A 19,009-nucleotide genomic window follows, 5' to 3' on the forward strand; every position below is an offset into this window, starting at 1 on the left:
GAACCCGACCGATACTGCAACCCACGGAGAATCAACGCATGAGCAAGCAGCCAGAAGGAACCCCGGTGGAAGGACTGAAGCTTCCCATCTCGCGGCTGGTGCTGGGCACCATGACGTTCGGCGACACCGCCGATGAGGCCACCGCCGGACGCATGGTGGAGGAGGCGCTCGACGCCGGCATCACCACCATCGACACCGCCAACGCCTACGTGGGCGGGGTGACGGAGGAGATGCTCGCCCGTCTCCTCAAGGGGCGCCGCGACGAGGTCGTCCTCGCCTCCAAGGCCGGCATGCCGCACGCGGACCACGGCCAGCACTCGCCACTGTCCCCGGAAGGGCTGCGCAACAGCGTGGAGGGCAGCCTGCGCCGGCTCGGCGTGGACAGCATCGACCTGTTCTACCTGCACCAGCCGGACCGTGCCACCCCGCTGCAGGATACGCTGCGCACCGTGGCCGAGCTGGCGACCGAAGGGAAGATCGGGGCGCTGGGCGTCTCCAACTTCGCGGCCTGGCAGATCGCCGACGTGATCCACGTTGCCCGCGAGGTGGGTGCGCCCACGCCCGTAGTGGCGCAGCAGCTCTACAACCTGGTGGCCCGGCGGGTGGAGGAGGAATACCTCGAGTTCGCCGCCACCCACAACGTCCACACCATGGTCTACAACCCGCTCGGCGGCGGCCTGCTCACCGGCAAGCACAGCTTCGAGGCCAAGCCCTCCGAGGGCCGCTTCGGTGATTCCAAGCTGGCCGCCATGTACACCCAGCGCTACTGGGACAAGCAGCTGTTCGACGCCGTCAACGCCCTGGCCGGCATCGCCGAAGGAGCAGGCATCACCCTCGCCGAGCTGTCCCTGCGATGGCTCGCCTACCGGGCCGGCGTCGGCTCAATGCTGCTGGGCGGTTCCAAGGTGGAGCAGCTGCGCTCCAACATCGCCGCCGTGGCCAAGGGGCCGCTGCCCGAGGACGTCAGCGCCGCGTGCGACGCCGTCGGCTCCGGACTCCGCGGGCCCATGCCGGCCTACAACCGCTGATTTCCCGAACTGAAGGCAGAAGACACCACATGACATCTGAACTCGCTACCGAATTCGCCCGCAAGGTCCGCGCCCGTGAGCAGGCCGTCGGCTACTGGACAGTGCTGGACGCACCCGTGGCAACGGAACGCATCAGCCGGCTCGGCTATGACTACGTGGCCCTGGACGCGCAGCACGGGCTGCTCGGCTACTCCGGCGTGCTGAACGGTCTTATGGCCATCGACGCCGGGCACACCGCCGTCGGCATGGTGCGGGTAGAGGCCAACGACTTCACCGCGATCGGCAAAGCGCTCGACGCAGGCGCCGTCGGCGTGATCGTCCCGCTCGTCAACACCGCCGTGGACGCCGCGGCCGCAGTCGCCGCCGCGAAGTACCCGCCGCTGGGCGGGCGGTCCTACGGACCCATGCGCTCGGCCCTGCGGATCGGCCCGGTGCCCGCCGAAGCCAATGCCACCACCCTGGTCTTCGCCATGATCGAGACGCCCGAAGGGCTGGCCAACGTGAAGGAGATCTGCGCGACGCCCGGTCTGGACGGCATCTACGTGGGCCCTTCGGACCTGGCCATCGCAGTCGGCGGCGCCTTCCCGGGGGATCCCGCCGTCGAGGCCGAGTTCAACGCGGCGCTGGAAACCATCGCTGAGGTGGCCGCCTCGGCAGGCATCGCCGCCGGCATCCACACCGCCGCCGGGGAGATCGCCGCCCAGCGGCTCCGCCAGGGCTACACGTTCACCACCGTCGCGTCGGACCTGACCCACCTGGAGCTGGCTGCCAAGGCGCACCTGGCCGCCGCCAAGTCGGAGGGCTGAGGTATGCAGACGACCAACGCCGGCTACAGCACCATCACGCCCGACGGCGCCGTGAAGCGCGCGGACGGCGCAGACTTCGCGTACCTGCCGGCGCCGACTGTGCAGAGCCACGCCGCCAACCTCCTGACCCTGCCCGACGGCCGCCTCGGCTGCGTATGGTTCGGCGGCACCCAGGAAGGCGTACCGGACATTTCCATCTGGTTCTCCACCCTGGAGCCGGGCAGCGGCCAGTGGTCACCGGCGCAGCAGCTTTCGGACGACTCCACCCGGTCGGAGCAGAACCCGATCCTGTTCACGGCTCCCGGCATTGCCGGAGAGGGCGGCGGTACCCTCTGGCTCCTATACACCGCGCAGAAGGCGGGCAACCAGGATACGGCGGAGGTCCGCCGTCGCACTTCCACGGACAGCGGCCGCACGTGGGGACCGGTCGAAACGCTGTTCCCCGCCAACGAAACGGGCGGCGTCTTCGTCCGGCAGCTGCCGGTGCTGCTGCCGTCCGGCCGCCTGATCATCCCGATCTTCCGCTGCATCACCACGCCGGGGGAGAAGTGGGTGGGCAACAGCGACGACAGTGCCGTGATGATCTCCGACGACGGTGGGGCCACCTGGAGCGAGCACATCCTGCCGGGGAGCCTGGGCTGCGTCCACATGAACATCCAGCCCGTGGCCGACGGCTCGCTGCTGGCACTGTTCCGCAGCCGCTGGGCCGATTCGATCTACGAATCCCGTTCCACGGACGACGGCACCACGTGGAGCGAGCCGGTCCCCACGGAGCTGCCCAACAACAACTCCTCCATCCAGTTCGCGGCGCTCGCCGACGGCCGCCTGGCGCTGGTCTACAACCACAGCCGCGCGGAGGAGAACACCGAGCGGCGGCTCTCGCTCTATGACGAAATTGACGACGACGGCCTGGCCGCCGAACAGGGCCAGCTCACCGAACCGGACCCGGCTGCCGGCGGCGGAGCGGGCGACGGCGGGCGGCGCGCCTTCTGGGGGACGCCGCGCTCGCCCATGACGCTGGCCATCTCGGAGGACTCGGGCCGCAGCTGGCCCATCCGGCGGAACCTCGACGTCGGGGACGGCTACTGCCTCTCCAACAACTCCCGCGATGGCCTGAACAGGGAATACTCCTACCCGTCCATCCACCAGGGCCCGGACGGTGCGCTGAACATCGCGTACACCTACTTCCGGCAAGCCATCAAGTACGTCCGCGTTGACCCGGAGTGGGCCTATGGGGGCAGCACGACGCCGGGCGGCGACGAGCAGTGACCGGCACCCGCCACGCGATTGTCACGGGCTGCAGCTCCGGCATTGGCAAGGCGATCGCCGAACGGCTGCTGGCCGACGGCTGGGCCGTCACCGGGCTGAGCCGCAGCGAGACCTCGCTGGGGCCAGGGTTCCGGTGGCTGCACGCGGACCTGTCCGACCCGCCGTCGCTGGCGGAAACTGCGGCGGGGATTGACCCAGCGGACGCACTGGTGCACGCCGCCGGATACCAGCGCACCGCGCCGCTGGGCGAGCTGGACCCGGACGCGCTCGCCGGCATGTTTGCCGTTCACGTCGGGGCCGCCAGTGCGCTGGCCAACGAGGTAGTGCCGCGGATGCCCAACGGCGGCCGGGTGCTGCTGATCGGCAGCCGGACGTCCACGGGCGCGGCCGGCAAGAGCCAGTACGCGGCGACGAAGGCTGCGCTGATGGGCATGGGCAGGACGTGGGCGCAGGAGCTTGCCCCGCGCGGCATCACGGTGAACGTGTTGTCGCCGGGGCCCACGGACACGCCCATGCTGGCGGACCCCGGGCGGGCGGACGCGCCGCCGAAGCTGCCTGCGCTCGGCCAGCTCGTGGATCCCGAGGACGTTGCGGCGCTCGCCGGGTTCCTGCTCGGACCGCACGGAAAGTCCATCACGGGTCAGAACTACGTGATCTGCGGCGGCGCCTCCCTGTGAGGTGCCCGTTGTGAGTCGCGCAGCCGCCGGACCCCTACGATGGTGACAACAAAGGAGAGCCACAGATGACCACCGCCAAAGCCAGGCGCGAAGAGATCTACCACCTCGCCGTCACCACGGGGCTGGCGTCTGTGGAGGAACTGTCGCGGCATTTCCGGGTGACCGCCTCCACCATCCGGCGGGACCTGGCTCACCTGAACGAGGAGGGGAAGCTGGCGCGGACCTACGGCGGGGCCGTGGCACTAGGCGCCCACCCTGAACCGTCCCTGCGGCAGCGGACCGGCGAGGCGTACGAGCAGAAGCACGCCATCGCAGCCTGGGCTGCCGCGGAGGTGAAGGACGGCGAGAACATCCTGCTCGACGGCGGCTCTACCGTCGGTGCGCTGGCGCACGCCCTGCGGGGGAGGGAGAACCTGTCCATCACTACGCCGGGAATCAACACACTGCAGGAGCTCGCTGACTCGCCGGGGATCCAGGTGGACTGCCTCGGCGGCCGGTTGCGCGGCGTGAGCCAGACATTCGTGGGGCCCCTTGCCGAGGCGGCCCTGGAGCGCATGAGCTTTGACCGCGTGTTCCTGGGCGCCGACGCCGTCACCGCCGACGACGGGCTCTGCGAGGCAGACCATGCGCAGACCCGGCTGAAGGAACTCATGGCCCGGCGCGGCGACGCGGTCTACGTCCTGGCCGACTCCGGCAAGCTGGGGAAGCGCCCGTTCCACGCCTGGGCGAAGCTCGCCCAGCCGTGGACCCTGGTGACGGACTCCGGCGCCGACCCGGGCCAGGTGGCGCTGTTCAGGGAGGCCGGCGTGCAGGTGGAGCTGGTCCAGGTAGAAGCCGGGCAGCAGGCTTCTGCCTAGGCCCGCTCGTTCACGGGACAGGATCCGGCGTCCGGCGGGAACACTGGTAAGCGTGAATTTGTTATTAATAGTGACCCAAAATGAACACTGCACACACCGCCTTGATAGTCCCGCCCCGCCTGGGCGAACCCCTCCGGGTCGTATCCGTGGCAGGCCCGGACAACCTGAAGGACCTGCTCGGCGGCGACTTCGAGTCGGTCGCCCGGGGCGACTGGCACCTTTATCTCAACGCCGAGGGAACCAGCGGCAACCTGCCAGTGAACCTCCGTGCCGACCAACTCATGCATGATTGCGGCCTCGACCTGGCAGGCGCAGCCCGCGGACCGGCAGTCATCGTCGGCCGCGACGCCAAGGGCAAGGACACCAGCATCCCGGAGCGCCTGCTGCGCCTCGCAGAAGAACTTTTCGGGACGCCGCAGGCAGCCTGAGGACGCGGGTACATCTTGGCCGTTTGGCGTCTAGCATTGTGGAATGACGGAAGCGAACGAAGAAACAGCTGTCCTTCAGCTGCAGGACATCCTTATCGGGGCCGACAATGTTGACGGTTTCCTTGAGGGCTTGGCCGGATTTGCTGCATCCACCCTCAGCGGCCTGGCGGGTGAGGCCGTTGAATGCGCCATCACCTTGAAGCGGCGCAGACAAACCTCGACCGTTGCGGGCAGCAGCCCGCGCGCAATAGAGCTGGACCACATCGAGCAGCGTGTGGGCGACGGGCCTTGCATTCGGGCGCTTTTCACCATGGCTCCGGAATTGCTCAACGATGTCCAAACGGATGACCGCTGGCCGGAATACCAGAAGCGACTGGCCGAGAACGGTGTCTACAGCACCGTCGGCATCCCGTTGGACATTGGGGAAGGCGCCAGTGCGGCGCTGAATTTTTTCGGTCCCACACCGGGTCTTTTCACTCCCGAGCTCTTTCACAGGGCGGTCGAGTTTGGCGACATCGCCAGCCGCACGCTGCACCTGTCGGTCCGGATCGGTGCCGCCCAGGCACGGGCGCAGAACCTTGAGGCCGCGATGCAGAGCCGGACTGCGATTGACATCGCCTGCGGGGTGATCATGGCGCAGAACAAGTGCTCCCAGCAGGAAGCCATGGACATACTTGCCAAGGTCTCAAGCAACCGGAACCAAAAACTGCGCGACGTGGCCGCGGAACTGGTGGGAAGGCTGTCGGGATCAGGTGTGGAGACGCACTTCGAGTAGGACCGGAGGCGCTTGGCGGCCGTAGCTTCGGCTCGTCATTGCGGCGCTACTTTGCCTTTGCCGATCATGGACGCCGGGGGCTTGGGGAACGGTTTGGCCGGATATATCTTCGCTACCTTCAGCATGTAGTTGGCCCACTGCGGCCCGGCGATCATGTAGCCGTCAATCCGGTCGTAGTGCTTGCCGTTGATGGTGATGTTCCTGCCTGGCCGTTTCTGGCCGTTCAGGGCGTCCCCGAAGAAGGAAGCGGTGGTCATGCCGCTGGTGTAGCCCAGTACCCAGGTGGCGCCGTTGCTGTTGTTGGTGCCGGTCTTGGCCGCCACGGGAACCTTGCTCTGAACTTTGGGGTTGATGTAGACGCCTGAACCCTTCTTGAGCACGTCCTGCAGTACCGAGTTGACGCCGCGGGCAATATTCGGCTCCACGGCGGCCCGGCACGCCGGCTGCTGGCTGGCCAGCGCCCGTCCGGTGAAGTCGGTGATGCGCTGGATGGCGATCGGCGCGCAGTAGCGGCCGTCGGCGGCGAAGGTGGCGAAGGCGGTCGCCAGGTTGAGCGGTGACACGGCGGTTCCGCCGAGCACGTTGCCCAGCTGGTGCATGTTGATCCCGGACCCGTCCAGGCCGCTGTGCAGGCCCAGGGTGTCAACCATTTTTTGGATTCCGCAGATGTCCAATTGGGCCACCTCGGCGAACGTGGCCGTGTTGATGGAGTTGTAAAGCCCGTAGTTTGCGGGCATCCTGCGGTAATAGCCCTCCGAAGCGTTCTGCAGATCGTCGGCAGCTTCGAGGCCGGCGCGGCGCTGCTTGGTGCTGTAACCGCCCACCACCTTGGCGCATGAGTCCCGCCAGCGGAATCCCAGCGGGTACTCCCGCCGTGAGGCGTCCAACTCTTCGGTGATCTTGCGTCCCTGGTGCAGCCACTCGGCGAACGTGAACGGCTTCATGGTGGATCCCGGCTGGAACCCGCCGGCACCGTTGAGGTCGTTTCCGTTGGCGTCCTTGGCGTCCACGTTGAAGTTCAGCTGGGTATCAAACTTGCCTGGCTGAGGGAGGAACACCGTGTTCTGGGCCATTGCCAGGATCTTGCCAGTGCCCGGCTGGACCGTCAGCAGGGAAGCTCCCCACTTGCCTGGGTTGGCGCCGGCGGTGGAGTTGACCTGGGCCTGGGCCGCCGCCTGAAGCCGGCTGTCCAGGGTTGTGGTGATCGTTAGCCCGCCGCGGACCAGCTTCTGTTCCCGGGCTTCCGTGTCTGCTCCGTAGGCCCGGTTGTTGAGGATCAGGTGGGATACGTAGTCGCAGAAATAGGGGGCGATGTTGGCTGCGGCGCAGCCTTGCTTCGAAGCTCGGAATTTCAGGCCCACACCGGTGGCGGCGGCGGTGTCATGCTGTTTCTTGGTGATCTTGTCTTGGGCCAGCATGGCATCCAGGACCAGGTTGCGCCGCTTGAGCGAGTTCTCCGGGTTGGTCACGGGGTCGTAGAGGCTGGGGCTGTTGACGAGCCCCGCCAGCAGTGCGGCCTGGGGGAGGCTGAGCTTGCTGGCCGGGACGCTGTAATAGTGCTGCGCGGCAGCCTCGATGCCGTAGGCGCCGCGGTTGAAGAACACGATGTTGAGGTAGCCCTCGAGGATCTGGTCCTTGGTGAATCTCTTCTCCAGCTCGATGGCGAGCTTCATTTCCCGGACCTTGTCGCCAATGGTCTTCTCCCCGCTGAGGACCACCTCATCCTCGCGGCCGGAGGTAACTTTTGATTCATTGGCCACGTTGGTGACGTACTGCTGGGTCAGCGTGGATGCCCCTTGCCGGTCCCCGCCGGCGACGTTACTCACCAGCGCCCGGAGAACACCCACGGGGTCGACGCCGCTGTGCTCATAGAACCGGCTGTCCTCGATCGCCACCACGGCATCCCTGACGTATGGCGACATCTGCTTCAACGGAACCCGTACCCGGTTTTCCTCGTAGAACGAGGCAATCAGTTTGCCGTCCGATGTCAGGATCCTTGTGGTTTGCGCCGGCGGCCGCACGGCAAGCTCCGACGGGAGGCCGTTATAGAAGTTGATCGAACCGTTCACGGCAGCGCCGGCGGCGGCAAGCTGCGGAACAAAATAAGCGGCGACCAAGGCGCCGCAGACGCAACTGAGAACCACGAACCCGAGCATCCTTGCCAAGGCCGTATGAGCTCGCGACGCCAAGCTTTTGCGTACCATCACTGCGGTTCACACCCCAAAGAAAGCGTGTCTTCAGAATACGCTTCACGTGACGGCCGAGCCAGAGCGGGACCGGGCCGAAAAGAACGGCCGGCCCGCGCAAAGCGGGCCGGCCGTCGTCGTACTCTGACTGGTAGGTGTTTTGACCGCTACGTGTTTTGGACGTGGTCCTTGGCGTCCGTGGCGGTTGCTTTGACGTCGGAGGCGGCGGTTTGGCCTTCGTCCTTGACGTGCTGGGCGGCGTCGGTGGCGGTGGCCTTGACGTTTTCCACGGCTTCCTGGGCGGGTTCCTTCCAGCCCTGGGCCATGTCCTTGGCCGCTTCGGTCAGCTGGCTGGTCATGGGTTCGGCGGCGGTTTTCAGGGCGTCGGCGGCTTCGCGTTCCTTCTGGCTCGGCGGGATCAGGGAGGAGGCGAGCAGCCCGGCGCCGAACGCGATCAGCCCGGCGGCGAGGGGGTTGCCCTGGGTTTTGGCGGCGACCTGGTGGGGTGCGTCGGCGATCGCGTCGCCGGCGGTGCTGATGGCGTTGCCGGCGGCGTCGGTGGCCTGGTGGAGGCCGCCGGTGGTGCTGTGCGCGGCGTGGTGGAGGCTGCCGGAGGTGCTGTGGGTGGCGTGGTCTGCGGTGCCCATGACTTTGTCCTTTACTCCGAAGACGGCGTCTTTGACCTTGCTGGTCTGGCGGTGGACGATGTTGGACGGGGTGACTTTGTCGGCCACGGCGTCCACGTTGGTGCCCAGGCGTTCCCGGGTGGCTTCGATGTCGGCGCGGATGGCGTCCGGGTTCTCACTCATCGGTGGTCTCCATTGGGTTTGAGGGTGGGCGGGATTTCCTGGACGGTTTCGACGGTCTGGGGCATGCCCTTGATGGTTTTGAGTTCCTTGCGTCCCACACTGGCCAGGATCGCGGCGATGATGGCCCAGATCACGGCGACGATGACGGCGGACCAGCCCAGTCCCATCAGCTCGCCCAGGGCGTACCAGAGGGCGATGGAGAGGAACAGGAGCACGAAGTGTCCGGCGATGCCGGCGCCGGCGAGCATGCCGCCGCCTTTGCCGGCGCGGGTGCCGGACTGTTTCAGTTCGGCTTTGGCGAGTTCGATTTCCTGCCGGATCAGGGTGGACAGGTCCCGGGTGACCTCGCTGAGGAGGTCACCGAGGGAGGTGGTGTCGGCCTTGGCCGTCGGCGGGGTATCGGGAATCTGGCTGCTCACAGGGGACGACCTCCACCTTCGGTATACGGGTCATCAATATTCCGCAGTGCTCCTGCCGACGAACCGGTGGGAAGCGACTGCGTGGAAGCGGGGCCGGTGCCGGAGATGCTCGGCTCGCCAAAGGCGGGTTCGCGCAGGCTGTTCTGGTCGTAGAAGGGCTCGCCTGCGCCGGCCGTGCTGGTGCTATCCGTTGCGGAAAGCCGGGCTGCCTGGGGTGAGGCCGTTCCGGTTTCGGGGGAGCCGGCCTGCAGGCTGCGGCCGAGGCGTCCAGCGAGCAGTCCTGCGCCTGCCGCGAGGAGCAGGAAGGTCCCGGGGCGCTGGCGGGCGAAGGACTTGACTTCGTTCAGCAGTGAGCCCGGGTCCCGGTTATCCAGCCAGGACGCGACGGATTCGGAGCGGTCGGCGGCCTGCCGGATCAGGTCCGAGGCCACGCCCTGCTGGTCCGGCGCGTCGGCCATGGTGCGCAGCTGCGAGGAAATGGTGCGGATGCCTTCGGCGGCCTTGGTCTGCTGGGTGCCGGCCTGGCTGGTCAGGTCCGACTTCGCCTGATGCAGCAGATCCCGGGCGCTGTTCTTTGCTTCATATGCGACGTTCTTCGCCTCGGTCTTCGCTGTCTCCGCCACGTTCTGGGCGGCGCCGGCAGCCTGACCAGCCACATTCGCGGCCTCATCCTTGGCCACGTCCTTCTTCGACGAGCCCTCGTTCTGGTAGCTGGTGCTATCCACGTAGTCACCGGCGTAGTCGATGGTGCCCGCGCCGGGAGCGGACACCCCGGTGCCGTATGCGTTCTCGGTCATCGTTGCTCTCTTTCCTTGAGGATGAAGAACCAGCGGTGCTGGATCGCAGCCATCCTGATACCCGGAAATAGTAAGCACACTTGCTATTTCCGGCGCAAGCCTCAAGGGCCAGCAGCAGAAAATTGATAAGTATGCTTGCCGGCAACATGCTAAGCATGCTTATCGTATTGGGGTGCGGCGTCCTGCAGTGAGGCGTTGCGAACCCAAAGCATCTGAGATCCAAGGAGACGCCATGCTCACCAGGGAAAACATTGATGATCTGCTGCAGCGCAACGGAAACGTCCTTTCTGAGGACGGGAACAAGATCGGGTCCGTAGGCCAGGTCTATGCCGACGACAACGATGGCCAGCCGACCTGGGTGACGGTCAAGACCGGCCTGTTCGGCACGTCCGAATCCTTTGTCCCGCTCCAAGGGGCCCGTATTGAAGGCGACGACATCGTGGTTCCCTACACCAAGGACCAGGTGAAAGACGCGCCCAGGGTGGAAACGGACGGCCATCTCGAACCCTCGGAAGAGGACCGGCTCTTCAGCCACTACGGCCTCGGCGGCCACCAGGGGTACACGGAAACGGGCACCCGCGGAGATGCGGGGTATGCCGATACAGGCAATGCCGCGTACAGCGACACCCGGACCGGAACGGCCGACGCCACCGGGACGGTTGGACGCGACACGTCCGGTCCCACTACTGATGACGCTATGACCCGGTCCGAGGAGCGCCTGAACGTCGGCACGGAAAGGCAGGCCGCCGGGCGGGCCAGGCTTCGCAAGTACGTGACCACCGAGAACGTCACCACAACCGTCCCGGTCCAGCGCGAGGAAGTCCGGATCGAGCGCGAACCCATTACGGACGCAAACCGGGGTGCCGCTTTGTCCGGCCCGGACATCAGCGAGGAGGAACATGAGGTCACGCTGCATGAGGAGCGTCCCGTCGTCGAGAAGGAAACCGTCCCGGTTGAGCGGGTCCGTCTCGACAAGGAAACTGTGACCGACGAGGTGACCGTCGATGAGGAAGTCCGGAAGGAACGCATCGACACCGACGGCATCGACGACGTGCGCCGGTAGCAGGAGTTGGTGAAGGCCAGGGCCGGATGCCGGCCTTGGCCTTCACGCTCTGCCGGGGCTGATCCCGGAGGGTAGCGGTATGCCTGCCTACGGCAGGTCGATATTCGTGAGCTCTAACCGTTTGCCGCTGGCTTCCTCAACAAGGACCATCGAGCTCACCTGCGGGCAGTAATACTTGTGCTCGCGCGAGTTGGACTCCAGCGGTGTCCAGTCGTCCACCTTGACGCAGTCGGTGTAGGTGCCCATTTTCGTCGTGACGGTCTGGCCCGTGGCGATGGTGTCCCGCATGTCCTCGGCGTGGCCCAGGTAATACTCCTGCCGGTAGGTGTCGCCCACGCGCTGTTCTGCCTTCATCCAGATGCCGGCCTTTGCCCCGTCCTGGCCGTGGATAAAGCTGCCGGAATGATCCTGCAGCTTCCCGTCCTTGAAGTTATTCACGTCCTCGCCGAAGTACCACACATCGCCGTTCTTGTGCTGCGCCAGGTAGTCCCTGGTCTCCTCGACGAGCTGCCCGTTCTTGAATTCCTTGTCCAGGTAGATGACGGTTTCGACGCCCTCAATGACCCGCGTCTCCTTTAGGATCTCGATTTCGATCCTGTCGCCGCCAGCCCCGTAGGTCATTTTCTTGCCGACGGGAAGCGCGAAGTACTTATTGTTTATCTTTGTCGTGAAATCAGCCGGCGTGATCTGCGGATTGTAATCAGCAGCCCTTGCTCTCAAATTATTGAAGTAAAGAAATGCCGCCCCGCCAGCGACCAGCAACAGGATGATGATCCCCAATACTATGGTTCGTGCCTTCATATACCGTCCCACTCCTCGTTGAGTAGAAACCCTTGTCGGACCCGGGGCACCTCTTGCTTGCCCGGTCCATAGGAGAAAGGTAGTCCTGTCAGGCCGCCGGGGACAGGGGCAGCATCAACATTCGTCAGCTGTGGGCGGCCTCCGCTACCCGTTCGCCGTTGAAGTATTCGAGCTGCCAGCCGTCGACGGCGTGGTGGTGGGCGAGGTTGAGCGCGGCATTGTCGATGCTTTGCAGGGTGCTGCCGATGGCACGGTTGAGGGTCAGGCGGAGGAGCGTTCCGTGTGCGACAACCAGAAGGCGGCGACCGCGGAACTCCTCGGCCAGTGCCTCCAAGGCGGCCAGGCCCCGGGAGGCCGCTTCGTCGTCGCTTTCGGCGCCACGGAAGCCGCCGGGGATGCGCAGTGCCTCCAGTTCGGGGCCGGCCTGCAGGCCCTCGGCGGGTCCGAAGCTGCGCTCCGTGAGCTCCGGCACATGCCGGGCTACTGTGAGCCCCAGGCCGGCGGCGATCAGTTCGGCGGTTTCCGCCGCCCGGCTCAGCGGCGAGGATACGATCGTGTCCCACTCCTGCCCGGACAGCACGTCGACGGCGTCACGCGCCTGGCCGCGGCCGACGTCGTTCAGCGGAATATCGCTGGATCCCTGCAGCCGACGCTGCGCGTTCCAGTCTGTCTGGCCATGGCGGATGAGGGCGAAAGTCGTGAGGGTCATGCCTTCCATTGTGCCCGAGAGCGTTACGCCCGTTCGTTGTGGAGTCGCAAACTCGGGAAGTTCAGCCGAACAGGACCGCGGCCTCGTCATAGGGGTTGGTGCGAGGCAGAGCGCCATGGTGGAGGGGGGACGCTAGGCCGATCCCACTGCGGCAAGCACCGACATGGCCTCCTGAACGACGTCCGCAGCAGGGAATGACGGCCGGTGCGCCCCGGCCATTTCCTCCATGACGCGGACCACCTGGCAGCTGTAGCCGAACTCGTTGTCGTACCAGACGTAGACGACCAGGTTCTTGTCGTTGGCGATGGTGGCGAGGCCGTCAACGATCCCTGCACGGCGGGAGCCGACGAAGTCGGTGGAGACAACCTCGGGTGAGTCGATGTAGTCGATCTGTTTGCGCAGCTCCGAGTGCAGCGACATCTCCCGCAGGTAGTTGTTGACCTCGTCCTTGGTGGTGCCGTTTTCCAGGTTGAGGTTCAGGACGGCCAGGGACACGTCCGGGGTGGGGACGCGGATTGAGCTGCCGGTGAGCTTGCCCTGCAGTTCGGGCAGCGCCTTGGCCACAGCCTTGGCGGCACCGGTCTCGGTGATCACCATGTTCAGCGCGGCGGAGCGTCCGCGGCGGTCGCCCTTGTGGAAGTTGTCGATCAGGTTCTGGTCGTTGGTGAACGAGTGGACCGTCTCGACGTGGCCGTGGATCACGCCGTACTTGTCGTTGAGGGCTTTCAGGACCGGGGTGATGGCGTTGGTGGTGCAGGAGGCTGCCGTCACGATCCGGTCCGCATCGGTGATGTCGCGGTGGTTGATGCCGTGGACGATGTTCTTCAGCTCACCCTTGCCCGGCGCGGTCAGCAGGACACGGGCCACGCCCTTGCTCAGCAGGTGCTGGCCGAGGCCCTCGGCGTCGCGCCAGCGGCCGGTGTTGTCCACCACGAGGGCGTCCTTGATGCCGTAGGCGGTGTAGTCGATGGTGGCCGGGTTATCCGAGTAGATGACCTGGATCTGGACGCCATTGGCCGTAATCGTGTTGGCGTCGGTGTCCACCCTGATGGTCCCCTCGAAGGAACCGTGCACGGAGTCGCGGCGCAGCAGGCTTGCGCGCTTGGTCAGGTCGTTGTCGGAGCCGCGCCGGACCACGATGGCGCGCAGGCGCAGGCCGTGGCCGCCGCCCGCCTTTTCGATCAGGAGGCGGGCCAGGAGCCGGCCGATCCGGCCGAAGCCGTAGAGCACGACGTCGGTGCTGGTGCGGTCGTCGGCGCCGCGCTTGCCCACAATCCCGGCGAGCTCGGCACGGAGGAATTCCTCCAAAGTCAGGTCGCCGCCGTCGGACTTGAACTTCTGGTTCAGGCGGGCGATGTCGATGGCAGCGGCGCCCAGGTCCAGCCGTGCCAGCGTGTTCAGCAGCGGTGCCGTCTCCTCCAGGAGCAGCTCATCCTTGCTCATCCGGCGCGCGAAGCGGTGCGCCTTCAGGATGTTCATCGTGGACTTGTTGATCAGGCTGCGTCCGTGGATGGAGGTGACCACGTTGTTTTTACGGTACAGCCGGCCGATCACCGGGATCATGGCCTCGGCGAGGGCCTCCCGGCCCATCCACGCATCGAGACAAGAATCTGAGGTTTTTAGCATCGGGCTGCCTTTCCAAAAGGGTGGGTCTGTTTTTGCTCAGCTCCTGAGATGGTCCAGAGAGGGGCTTGACATCCATCGTCCTGCCATTTTCGGGTACGGGGAACGCTAATTCAGGATGGTTTTAACGATCCTTTTGGGTAGGTGATGGGGGTTGGAAGGTGCCGGTGGCGAACATGGAGCAGGCTTGGCCAAAGACTGCCTGGGCCACCGGAACCAGGGGCAATTCGGGTTCGTCCAGTTCACCATGAACACCAAGCACGCCGATCACTGCAGCTTGCACCAGAACGAGAAGAAGCAGATGACGCCGCAGGCAAACAGCGCCTTTGAACGGCAGCTTCTCATAGTCGTAATACCGGTTGCTGGGCCCGTTCCCAACCTCCGGCCATCCTTAAGGGTAGTCAGAACCGTCAGAAAACAGTGTTACCCCTGCCCGTTTGCTTCGGAATCATGGATATCAGCCAGAAAGCATCCACTCGGCCGATACAGACCGATGGCCGAATCGAAGGGAAAATCGTGAATCCGACAGCAACCGCGACGAGTACGGTCTACAGCACCACAGATGACATTGTCCGCAACCTGTCCCTCGTCAGGGACGAGATCGCGGCCACGGCGGCCAAAATCGACGAACAGCAGGTAGCCGGTCTGGCACGCCACATCAGCCTGACAGGCCGCGTGTTCGTCGCCGGAGCGGGCCGAAGCGGCCTCGTCCTGCGCATGGCCGCCATGAGGCTGATGCACCTGGGCCTGAACGTCCACGTCGCCGGCGATACCACCACACCCGCCATCAGCTCTGGCGACCTGCTCCTGGTGGCCTCCGGATCGGGAACGACCTCGGGAGTGGTCAAGGCAGCCGAAACAGCAGCGAAGGCCGGAGCGCGGATTGCCGCATTCACCACCAACCCGGATTCGCCGCTCGCCGGACTTGCCGACGCAGTGGTGATCATTCCCGCCGCCCAGAAGACCGACCACGGTACCAGCGTTTCGCGCCAGTACGCCGGGTCGCTCTTCGAGCAGGTACTTTTCGTTGCTACCGAGGCCATTTTCCAGTCGCTCTGGGACAACGACGCCCAGCCGGCGGAGGAGCTGTGGCTGCGCCACGCCAACCTCGAGTAATCGCCAACCTCGGGTAACCGAGGCTTCCACTCTCAGACCGCCCGAATTTTCCACACCCATTGCAGTTCCCTTACAGAAAGAAACAACACATGAAGCTCCAAGTTGCTATCGACCTCCTGACCACCGAAGCTGCCCTCGAACTGGCCGGCAAGGTTGCCGAATACGTGGACATCATCGAACTCGGCACGCCCCTGATCAAGGCCGAAGGGCTCTCCGTCATTACGGCCGTCAAGGAAGCCCACCCGGAGAAGATCGTTTTTGCTGACCTGAAGACGATGGACGCCGGCGAGCTCGAGGCCGACATCGCCTTCAAGGCCGGTGCCGACCTGGTCACCGTGCTCGGTGCCGCCGACGATTCCACCATTGCCGGTGCGGTCAAGGCAGCCAAGGCCCACAACAAGGGCGTCGTCGTGGACCTCATCGGCATCGAGGACAAGGTCACCCGTGCCAAGGAAGTCCGCGCGCTGGGTGCGAAGTTCGTTGAGATGCATGCCGGCCTGGACGAGCAGGCCAAGCCCGGTTTCGACCTGAACGGTCTGCTGCGCGCCGGTGCGGAAGCCCGGGTTCCGTTCTCCGTGGCCGGCGGAGTGAAGCTCGCCACCATCGCAGACGTCCAGAAGGCCGGCGCCGATGTCGCCGTCGCCGGCGGTGCCATCTACGGTGCAGCCGACCCCGCACTGGCCGCGAAGGAACTCCGCGCAGCCATCGTCTAGGTCTCCGATTGACGGTGGCGTCCCGCATCCTTACGGCCGCGGGACGCCACCGACGGAGTTAAGGCACAGCACACGCCGAGGATGAGGGGCTGGCATATTTACGAGTCGCTCGACGATGCAGAAGCCTTGCTCGGCCGCACGCCCCAACCGCGAGCTAATTCTCTCGTGACCGTCAGTCGACGGCGCAATGCCTGTCGAAAGTTAGAAGGCAACAATGTCTGTTACTTACACTGATTCGCATGTGAGGTCCGGGCAGAACCCGCTCCGGGATCCGCGCGACCGCCGGCTGTCCCGGGTGGCTGGACCATCGTCCCTGGTGCTCTTTGGCGTAACCGGAGACTTGGCACGCAAGAAACTTTTGCCCGCTGTCTATGACCTCGCAAACCGGGGTCTCCTGCCGCCGAGCTTTGCATTGGTGGGCTTCGGCCGGCAGAGGCGGACGACGGAGGACCTCACGGCCGCGATCAAAGAGTCCGTCAAGGCATACTCCCGGACCCCGTTTGATGAGGCGGTCTGGAACCAGCTTTCAGAGGGCATCCGGTTCGTTCAGGGCGAGTTCGACGACGACGCCGCCTTTGGGCGGCTTTCCGCCACTCTGGCCGAACTGGACGAGCAGCGCGGCACACGGGGAAACCACGCGTTTTACCTGTCGATCCCGCCGAAGGCCTTCGAGCAGGTCTGCCGGCAGCTGTCCAAGCACGGCCTGGCGGAGGCCGAGGGCGAGAAGTGGCGGCGGGTGGTCATTGAAAAGCCGTTCGGGCACGACCTCGAATCGGCCCGGCAGCTGAACGACATCGTGGAATCGGTGTTCCCGCAGGACGCGGTGTTCCGCATCGACCATTACCTGGGCAAGGAAACGGTGCAGAACATCCTGGCGCTGCGCTTCGTCAACCAGCTGTTCGAGCCGTTGTGGAACGCCAATTACGTGGACCATGTGCAGATCACCATGGCCGAGGACATCGGCACCGGCGGCCGGGCAGGGTATTACGACGGCGTGGGGGCGGCCCGCGACGTGATCCAGAACCACCTGCTGCAGCTGCTGGCCCTGACGGCGATGGAGGAGCCGATTTCCTTCAACGCCGATGACCTGCGGGCGGAGAAGGAAAAGGTTCTCGCTGCGGTGAGGCTCCCGGAGGACCTGTCCACGCATTCGGCCCGCGGGCAGTTCGCCGGCGGTTGGCAGGGCGGGGAGCAGGTCCAGGGGTACCTGGAAGAAGAGGGCATCCCGGCCGACTCCACCACCGAAACCTATGCCGCGATCCGGGTGGACATCAACACCCGGCGCTGGAACGGGGTGCCGTTCTACCTGCGCGCGGGCAAGCGGCTGGGCCGCCGCGTGACGGAGATCGCGGTGGTCTTCAAGCGGGCACCGAACCTGCTGTTCCGGGACCACGGCGACGACGATTTCGGCCAGAACGCCGTGGTGATCCGGGTCCAGCCCGACGAGGGCGCCACGATCCGGTTCGGGTCCAAGGTCCCTGGCACCCAGATGGAAGTCCGGGACGTGACCATGGACTTCGGCTACGGGCACTCGTTCACCGAGTCCAGCCCCGAAGCCTACGAGCGGCTGATCCTGGACGTGCTCCTTGGCGAGCCGCCGCTGTTTCCGCGGCACGAGGAAGTGGAGCTGTCCTGGAAGATCCTGGACCCCTTCGAAGAGTACTGGGCCGGCCTGGGTGAACAGCCCGAGCCGTACGCGCCCGGCAGCTGGGGCCCGGCCTCGGCTGACGAGCTGCTGGCCCGCGACGGACGCACCTGGAGAAGGCCATGATCGTAGACCTGCCGAACACCACCACCTCGAACGTTTCCAAGAAGATCCAGTCCCTGCGCGAGCAGGGCGGCGTGATCGCCCTTGGCCGGGTCCTCACCCTCGTGGTGGTCACGAAATCCGGGCTCGAGGAAGAGGCGGTCGAGGCGGCTAATGAGGCCAGCCGCGAACACCCCTGCCGGATCATCGTGCTGGCTGCTGGTTCGCCGGATAAACCCACTCGCCTGGACGCGCAGATCCGGGTCGGCGGGGACGCCGGCGCGTCCGAGGTCATCGTGCTGCACGGCTTCGGTGAACTCGCCGAGGAAAGCGAGTCCCTCATCGCCGCGCTGCTGCTGCCCGACGCCCCGATCGTGGCCTGGTGGCCGCACGGGGCACCGAAGAATGCCAGCCAAACCTCTGTCGGCCGAATCGCGCACCGCCGAATCACGGACTCGGCGAACGAGGCCGAGCCTCAGGTGGCCCTGGAAAACATCCGGAACACCTACAAGGCAGGCGACACCGACCTCGCCTGGACCCGGCTGACCAACTGGCGCATCCAGCTCGCCGCGGTCCTGGACCAGGCCGACTCCTCGCCCGTCACCGCCGTCACCGTCGAAGGCGCTTCAGACTCGCCCAGTACCATCCTGCTCGCGGCGTGGCTCAGGCAGGCGCTCGACGTACCGGTCACCATCGTCGCGGACCCCGCCGGCACCGGCATCCGCGGCGTCCAGCTGACCCGGACGTCCGGTGACATCCGGCTGTTCCGGCCTGGACTCAGTGTCGCCGAACTCACCCAACCAGGCCAACCCGCACAACGGATCTCCCTCCCGCGGCGCAGCCTCCGCGACTGCCTCGCCGAAGAACTGCGCCGCCTCGACCCTGACGAAGTCTTCGGTGAAACGGTTCGTAGTCTGGCTGTTTCCAAGGTCCATCAAGAAGGTGGTTACAGGCAGGGCAACCCTGACCTGGACTCGTTCGTCTCGGAGCGCATCACCATCGACCAGATGGAAGAGGCCTTCGACACGATGCACGAGGGCAAAGTCCTGCGCTCCGTCGTTGAAATCCAGTCCGCGAGGGCCTCAGCATGAGCCTCAAAGTAGGCCACTAGCACCTCCGGATCGTCCTCAACGAAGCCCACCTCACACCACCTCACCGGCCGGGTCAACAACAACCACAACCGCAC

The 19,009-nt window shown here is 65.6% G+C and carries 18 protein-coding genes and 1 pseudogene; 12 read left to right on the forward strand and 7 right to left on the reverse strand.

The window, feature by feature from the left end:
• The first annotated feature begins 38 nt into the window (after window positions 1-38).
• The 7 genes from QFZ23_RS01545 to QFZ23_RS01575 all read left to right on the forward strand — a co-directional run bounded on the left by QFZ23_RS01545 (window position 39) and on the right by QFZ23_RS01575 (window position 5,840).
• Window positions 39-1,028, forward strand: coding sequence for an aldo/keto reductase (locus tag QFZ23_RS01545; protein ID WP_306920201.1), 990 nt, complete (start codon window positions 39-41; stop codon window positions 1,026-1,028).
• A gap of 29 nt (window positions 1,029-1,057) precedes the next feature.
• The gene (locus tag QFZ23_RS01550; protein WP_306920202.1) at window positions 1,058-1,834 is read left to right on the forward strand and encodes an HpcH/HpaI aldolase family protein; all 777 of its coding nucleotides are present in this window, start codon (window positions 1,058-1,060) and stop codon (window positions 1,832-1,834) included.
• Window positions 1,835-1,837: 3 nt separating this feature from the next.
• Window positions 1,838-3,103, forward strand: coding sequence for a sialidase family protein (locus tag QFZ23_RS01555; RefSeq protein ID WP_306920203.1), 1,266 nt, complete (start codon window positions 1,838-1,840; stop codon window positions 3,101-3,103).
• A complete protein-coding gene (locus QFZ23_RS01560) occupies window positions 3,100-3,780 on the forward strand; it encodes an SDR family NAD(P)-dependent oxidoreductase (RefSeq protein WP_306920204.1) in 681 nt (226 codons plus the stop codon). The genes QFZ23_RS01555 and QFZ23_RS01560 overlap by 4 nt, the downstream gene beginning before the upstream one ends.
• A gap of 65 nt (window positions 3,781-3,845) precedes the next feature.
• On the forward strand, window positions 3,846-4,637 hold the full coding sequence (locus QFZ23_RS01565) for a DeoR/GlpR family DNA-binding transcription regulator (RefSeq protein ID WP_306920205.1): 792 nt from the start codon (window positions 3,846-3,848) through the stop codon (window positions 4,635-4,637).
• A gap of 80 nt (window positions 4,638-4,717) precedes the next feature.
• Window positions 4,718-5,065: a DUF3846 domain-containing protein gene (locus QFZ23_RS01570; RefSeq protein WP_306920206.1), complete on the forward strand. Its 348-nt coding sequence runs from the start codon at window positions 4,718-4,720 to the stop codon at window positions 5,063-5,065.
• A 43-nt stretch (window positions 5,066-5,108) separates the two neighbouring features.
• On the forward strand, window positions 5,109-5,840 hold the full coding sequence (locus tag QFZ23_RS01575; RefSeq protein ID WP_306920207.1) for a GAF and ANTAR domain-containing protein: 732 nt from the start codon (window positions 5,109-5,111) through the stop codon (window positions 5,838-5,840).
• A 35-nt stretch (window positions 5,841-5,875) separates the two neighbouring features.
• On the opposite strand, the gene QFZ23_RS01580 is transcribed toward QFZ23_RS01575, so the two are convergent.
• The 4 genes from QFZ23_RS01580 to QFZ23_RS01595 all read right to left on the reverse strand — a co-directional run bounded on the left by QFZ23_RS01580 (window position 5,876) and on the right by QFZ23_RS01595 (window position 10,051).
• Window positions 5,876-8,044 (reverse strand): transglycosylase domain-containing protein, encoded by a 2,169-nt coding sequence (locus QFZ23_RS01580; protein ID WP_306926604.1) that lies wholly within the window; start codon window positions 8,042-8,044, stop codon window positions 5,876-5,878.
• 149 nt (window positions 8,045-8,193) lie between these two features.
• Window positions 8,194-8,835, reverse strand: a complete 642-nt coding sequence (locus tag QFZ23_RS01585; RefSeq protein WP_306920208.1) for a DUF3618 domain-containing protein — start codon at window positions 8,833-8,835, stop codon at window positions 8,194-8,196.
• Window positions 8,832-9,254, reverse strand: a complete 423-nt coding sequence (locus QFZ23_RS01590; RefSeq protein ID WP_306920209.1) for a phage holin family protein — start codon at window positions 9,252-9,254, stop codon at window positions 8,832-8,834. Before QFZ23_RS01590 ends, QFZ23_RS01585 begins: the two co-directional genes overlap by 4 nt.
• Window positions 9,251-10,051: a hypothetical protein gene (locus QFZ23_RS01595; RefSeq protein WP_306920210.1), complete on the reverse strand. Its 801-nt coding sequence runs from the start codon at window positions 10,049-10,051 to the stop codon at window positions 9,251-9,253. The genes QFZ23_RS01590 and QFZ23_RS01595 overlap by 4 nt, the downstream gene beginning before the upstream one ends.
• A gap of 232 nt (window positions 10,052-10,283) precedes the next feature.
• Here QFZ23_RS01595 and QFZ23_RS01600 point away from each other — a divergent pair, with 232 nt between their 5' ends.
• On the forward strand, window positions 10,284-11,114 hold the full coding sequence (locus QFZ23_RS01600) for a PRC and DUF2382 domain-containing protein (RefSeq protein WP_306920211.1): 831 nt from the start codon (window positions 10,284-10,286) through the stop codon (window positions 11,112-11,114).
• An 87-nt stretch (window positions 11,115-11,201) separates the two neighbouring features.
• Here QFZ23_RS01600 and QFZ23_RS01605 read toward each other — a convergent pair whose 3' ends face one another.
• The 3 genes from QFZ23_RS01605 to QFZ23_RS01615 all read right to left on the reverse strand — a co-directional run bounded on the left by QFZ23_RS01605 (window position 11,202) and on the right by QFZ23_RS01615 (window position 14,250).
• On the reverse strand, window positions 11,202-11,915 hold the full coding sequence (locus QFZ23_RS01605) for a hypothetical protein (protein ID WP_306920212.1): 714 nt from the start codon (window positions 11,913-11,915) through the stop codon (window positions 11,202-11,204).
• Window positions 11,916-12,039: 124 nt separating this feature from the next.
• Window positions 12,040-12,633: a histidine phosphatase family protein gene (locus QFZ23_RS01610; RefSeq protein WP_306920213.1), complete on the reverse strand. Its 594-nt coding sequence runs from the start codon at window positions 12,631-12,633 to the stop codon at window positions 12,040-12,042.
• A gap of 123 nt (window positions 12,634-12,756) precedes the next feature.
• Window positions 12,757-14,250, reverse strand: a complete 1,494-nt coding sequence (locus QFZ23_RS01615) for a glyceraldehyde-3-phosphate dehydrogenase (RefSeq protein WP_306920214.1) — start codon at window positions 14,248-14,250, stop codon at window positions 12,757-12,759.
• Window positions 14,251-14,763: 513 nt separating this feature from the next.
• Between QFZ23_RS01615 and hxlB the strand changes: the two genes are divergently transcribed.
• The 4 genes and pseudogenes from hxlB to QFZ23_RS01635 all read left to right on the forward strand — a co-directional run.
• Complete coding sequence (gene hxlB / locus QFZ23_RS01620) at window positions 14,764-15,363, forward strand: 6-phospho-3-hexuloisomerase (RefSeq protein ID WP_306920215.1); 600 nt, start codon at window positions 14,764-14,766, stop codon at window positions 15,361-15,363.
• An 89-nt stretch (window positions 15,364-15,452) separates the two neighbouring features.
• Window positions 15,453-16,076, forward strand: a complete 624-nt coding sequence (gene hxlA / locus QFZ23_RS01625) for a 3-hexulose-6-phosphate synthase (protein ID WP_306920216.1) — start codon at window positions 15,453-15,455, stop codon at window positions 16,074-16,076.
• A 214-nt stretch (window positions 16,077-16,290) separates the two neighbouring features.
• A complete protein-coding gene (gene zwf / locus QFZ23_RS01630) occupies window positions 16,291-17,847 on the forward strand; it encodes a glucose-6-phosphate dehydrogenase (protein ID WP_306920217.1) in 1,557 nt (518 codons plus the stop codon).
• A pseudogene (locus QFZ23_RS01635) lies at window positions 17,844-18,731 on the forward strand (glucose-6-phosphate dehydrogenase assembly protein OpcA); the annotation flags it as partial. The gene zwf and the pseudogene QFZ23_RS01635, both read left to right, overlap by 4 nt.
• Window positions 18,732-19,009: the final 278 nt, after the last annotated feature.

Origin of the sequence: Arthrobacter globiformis, from assembly GCF_030818015.1 — a bacterium.
GTDB classification, from domain to species: domain Bacteria; phylum Actinomycetota; class Actinomycetes; order Actinomycetales; family Micrococcaceae; genus Arthrobacter; species Arthrobacter globiformis_C.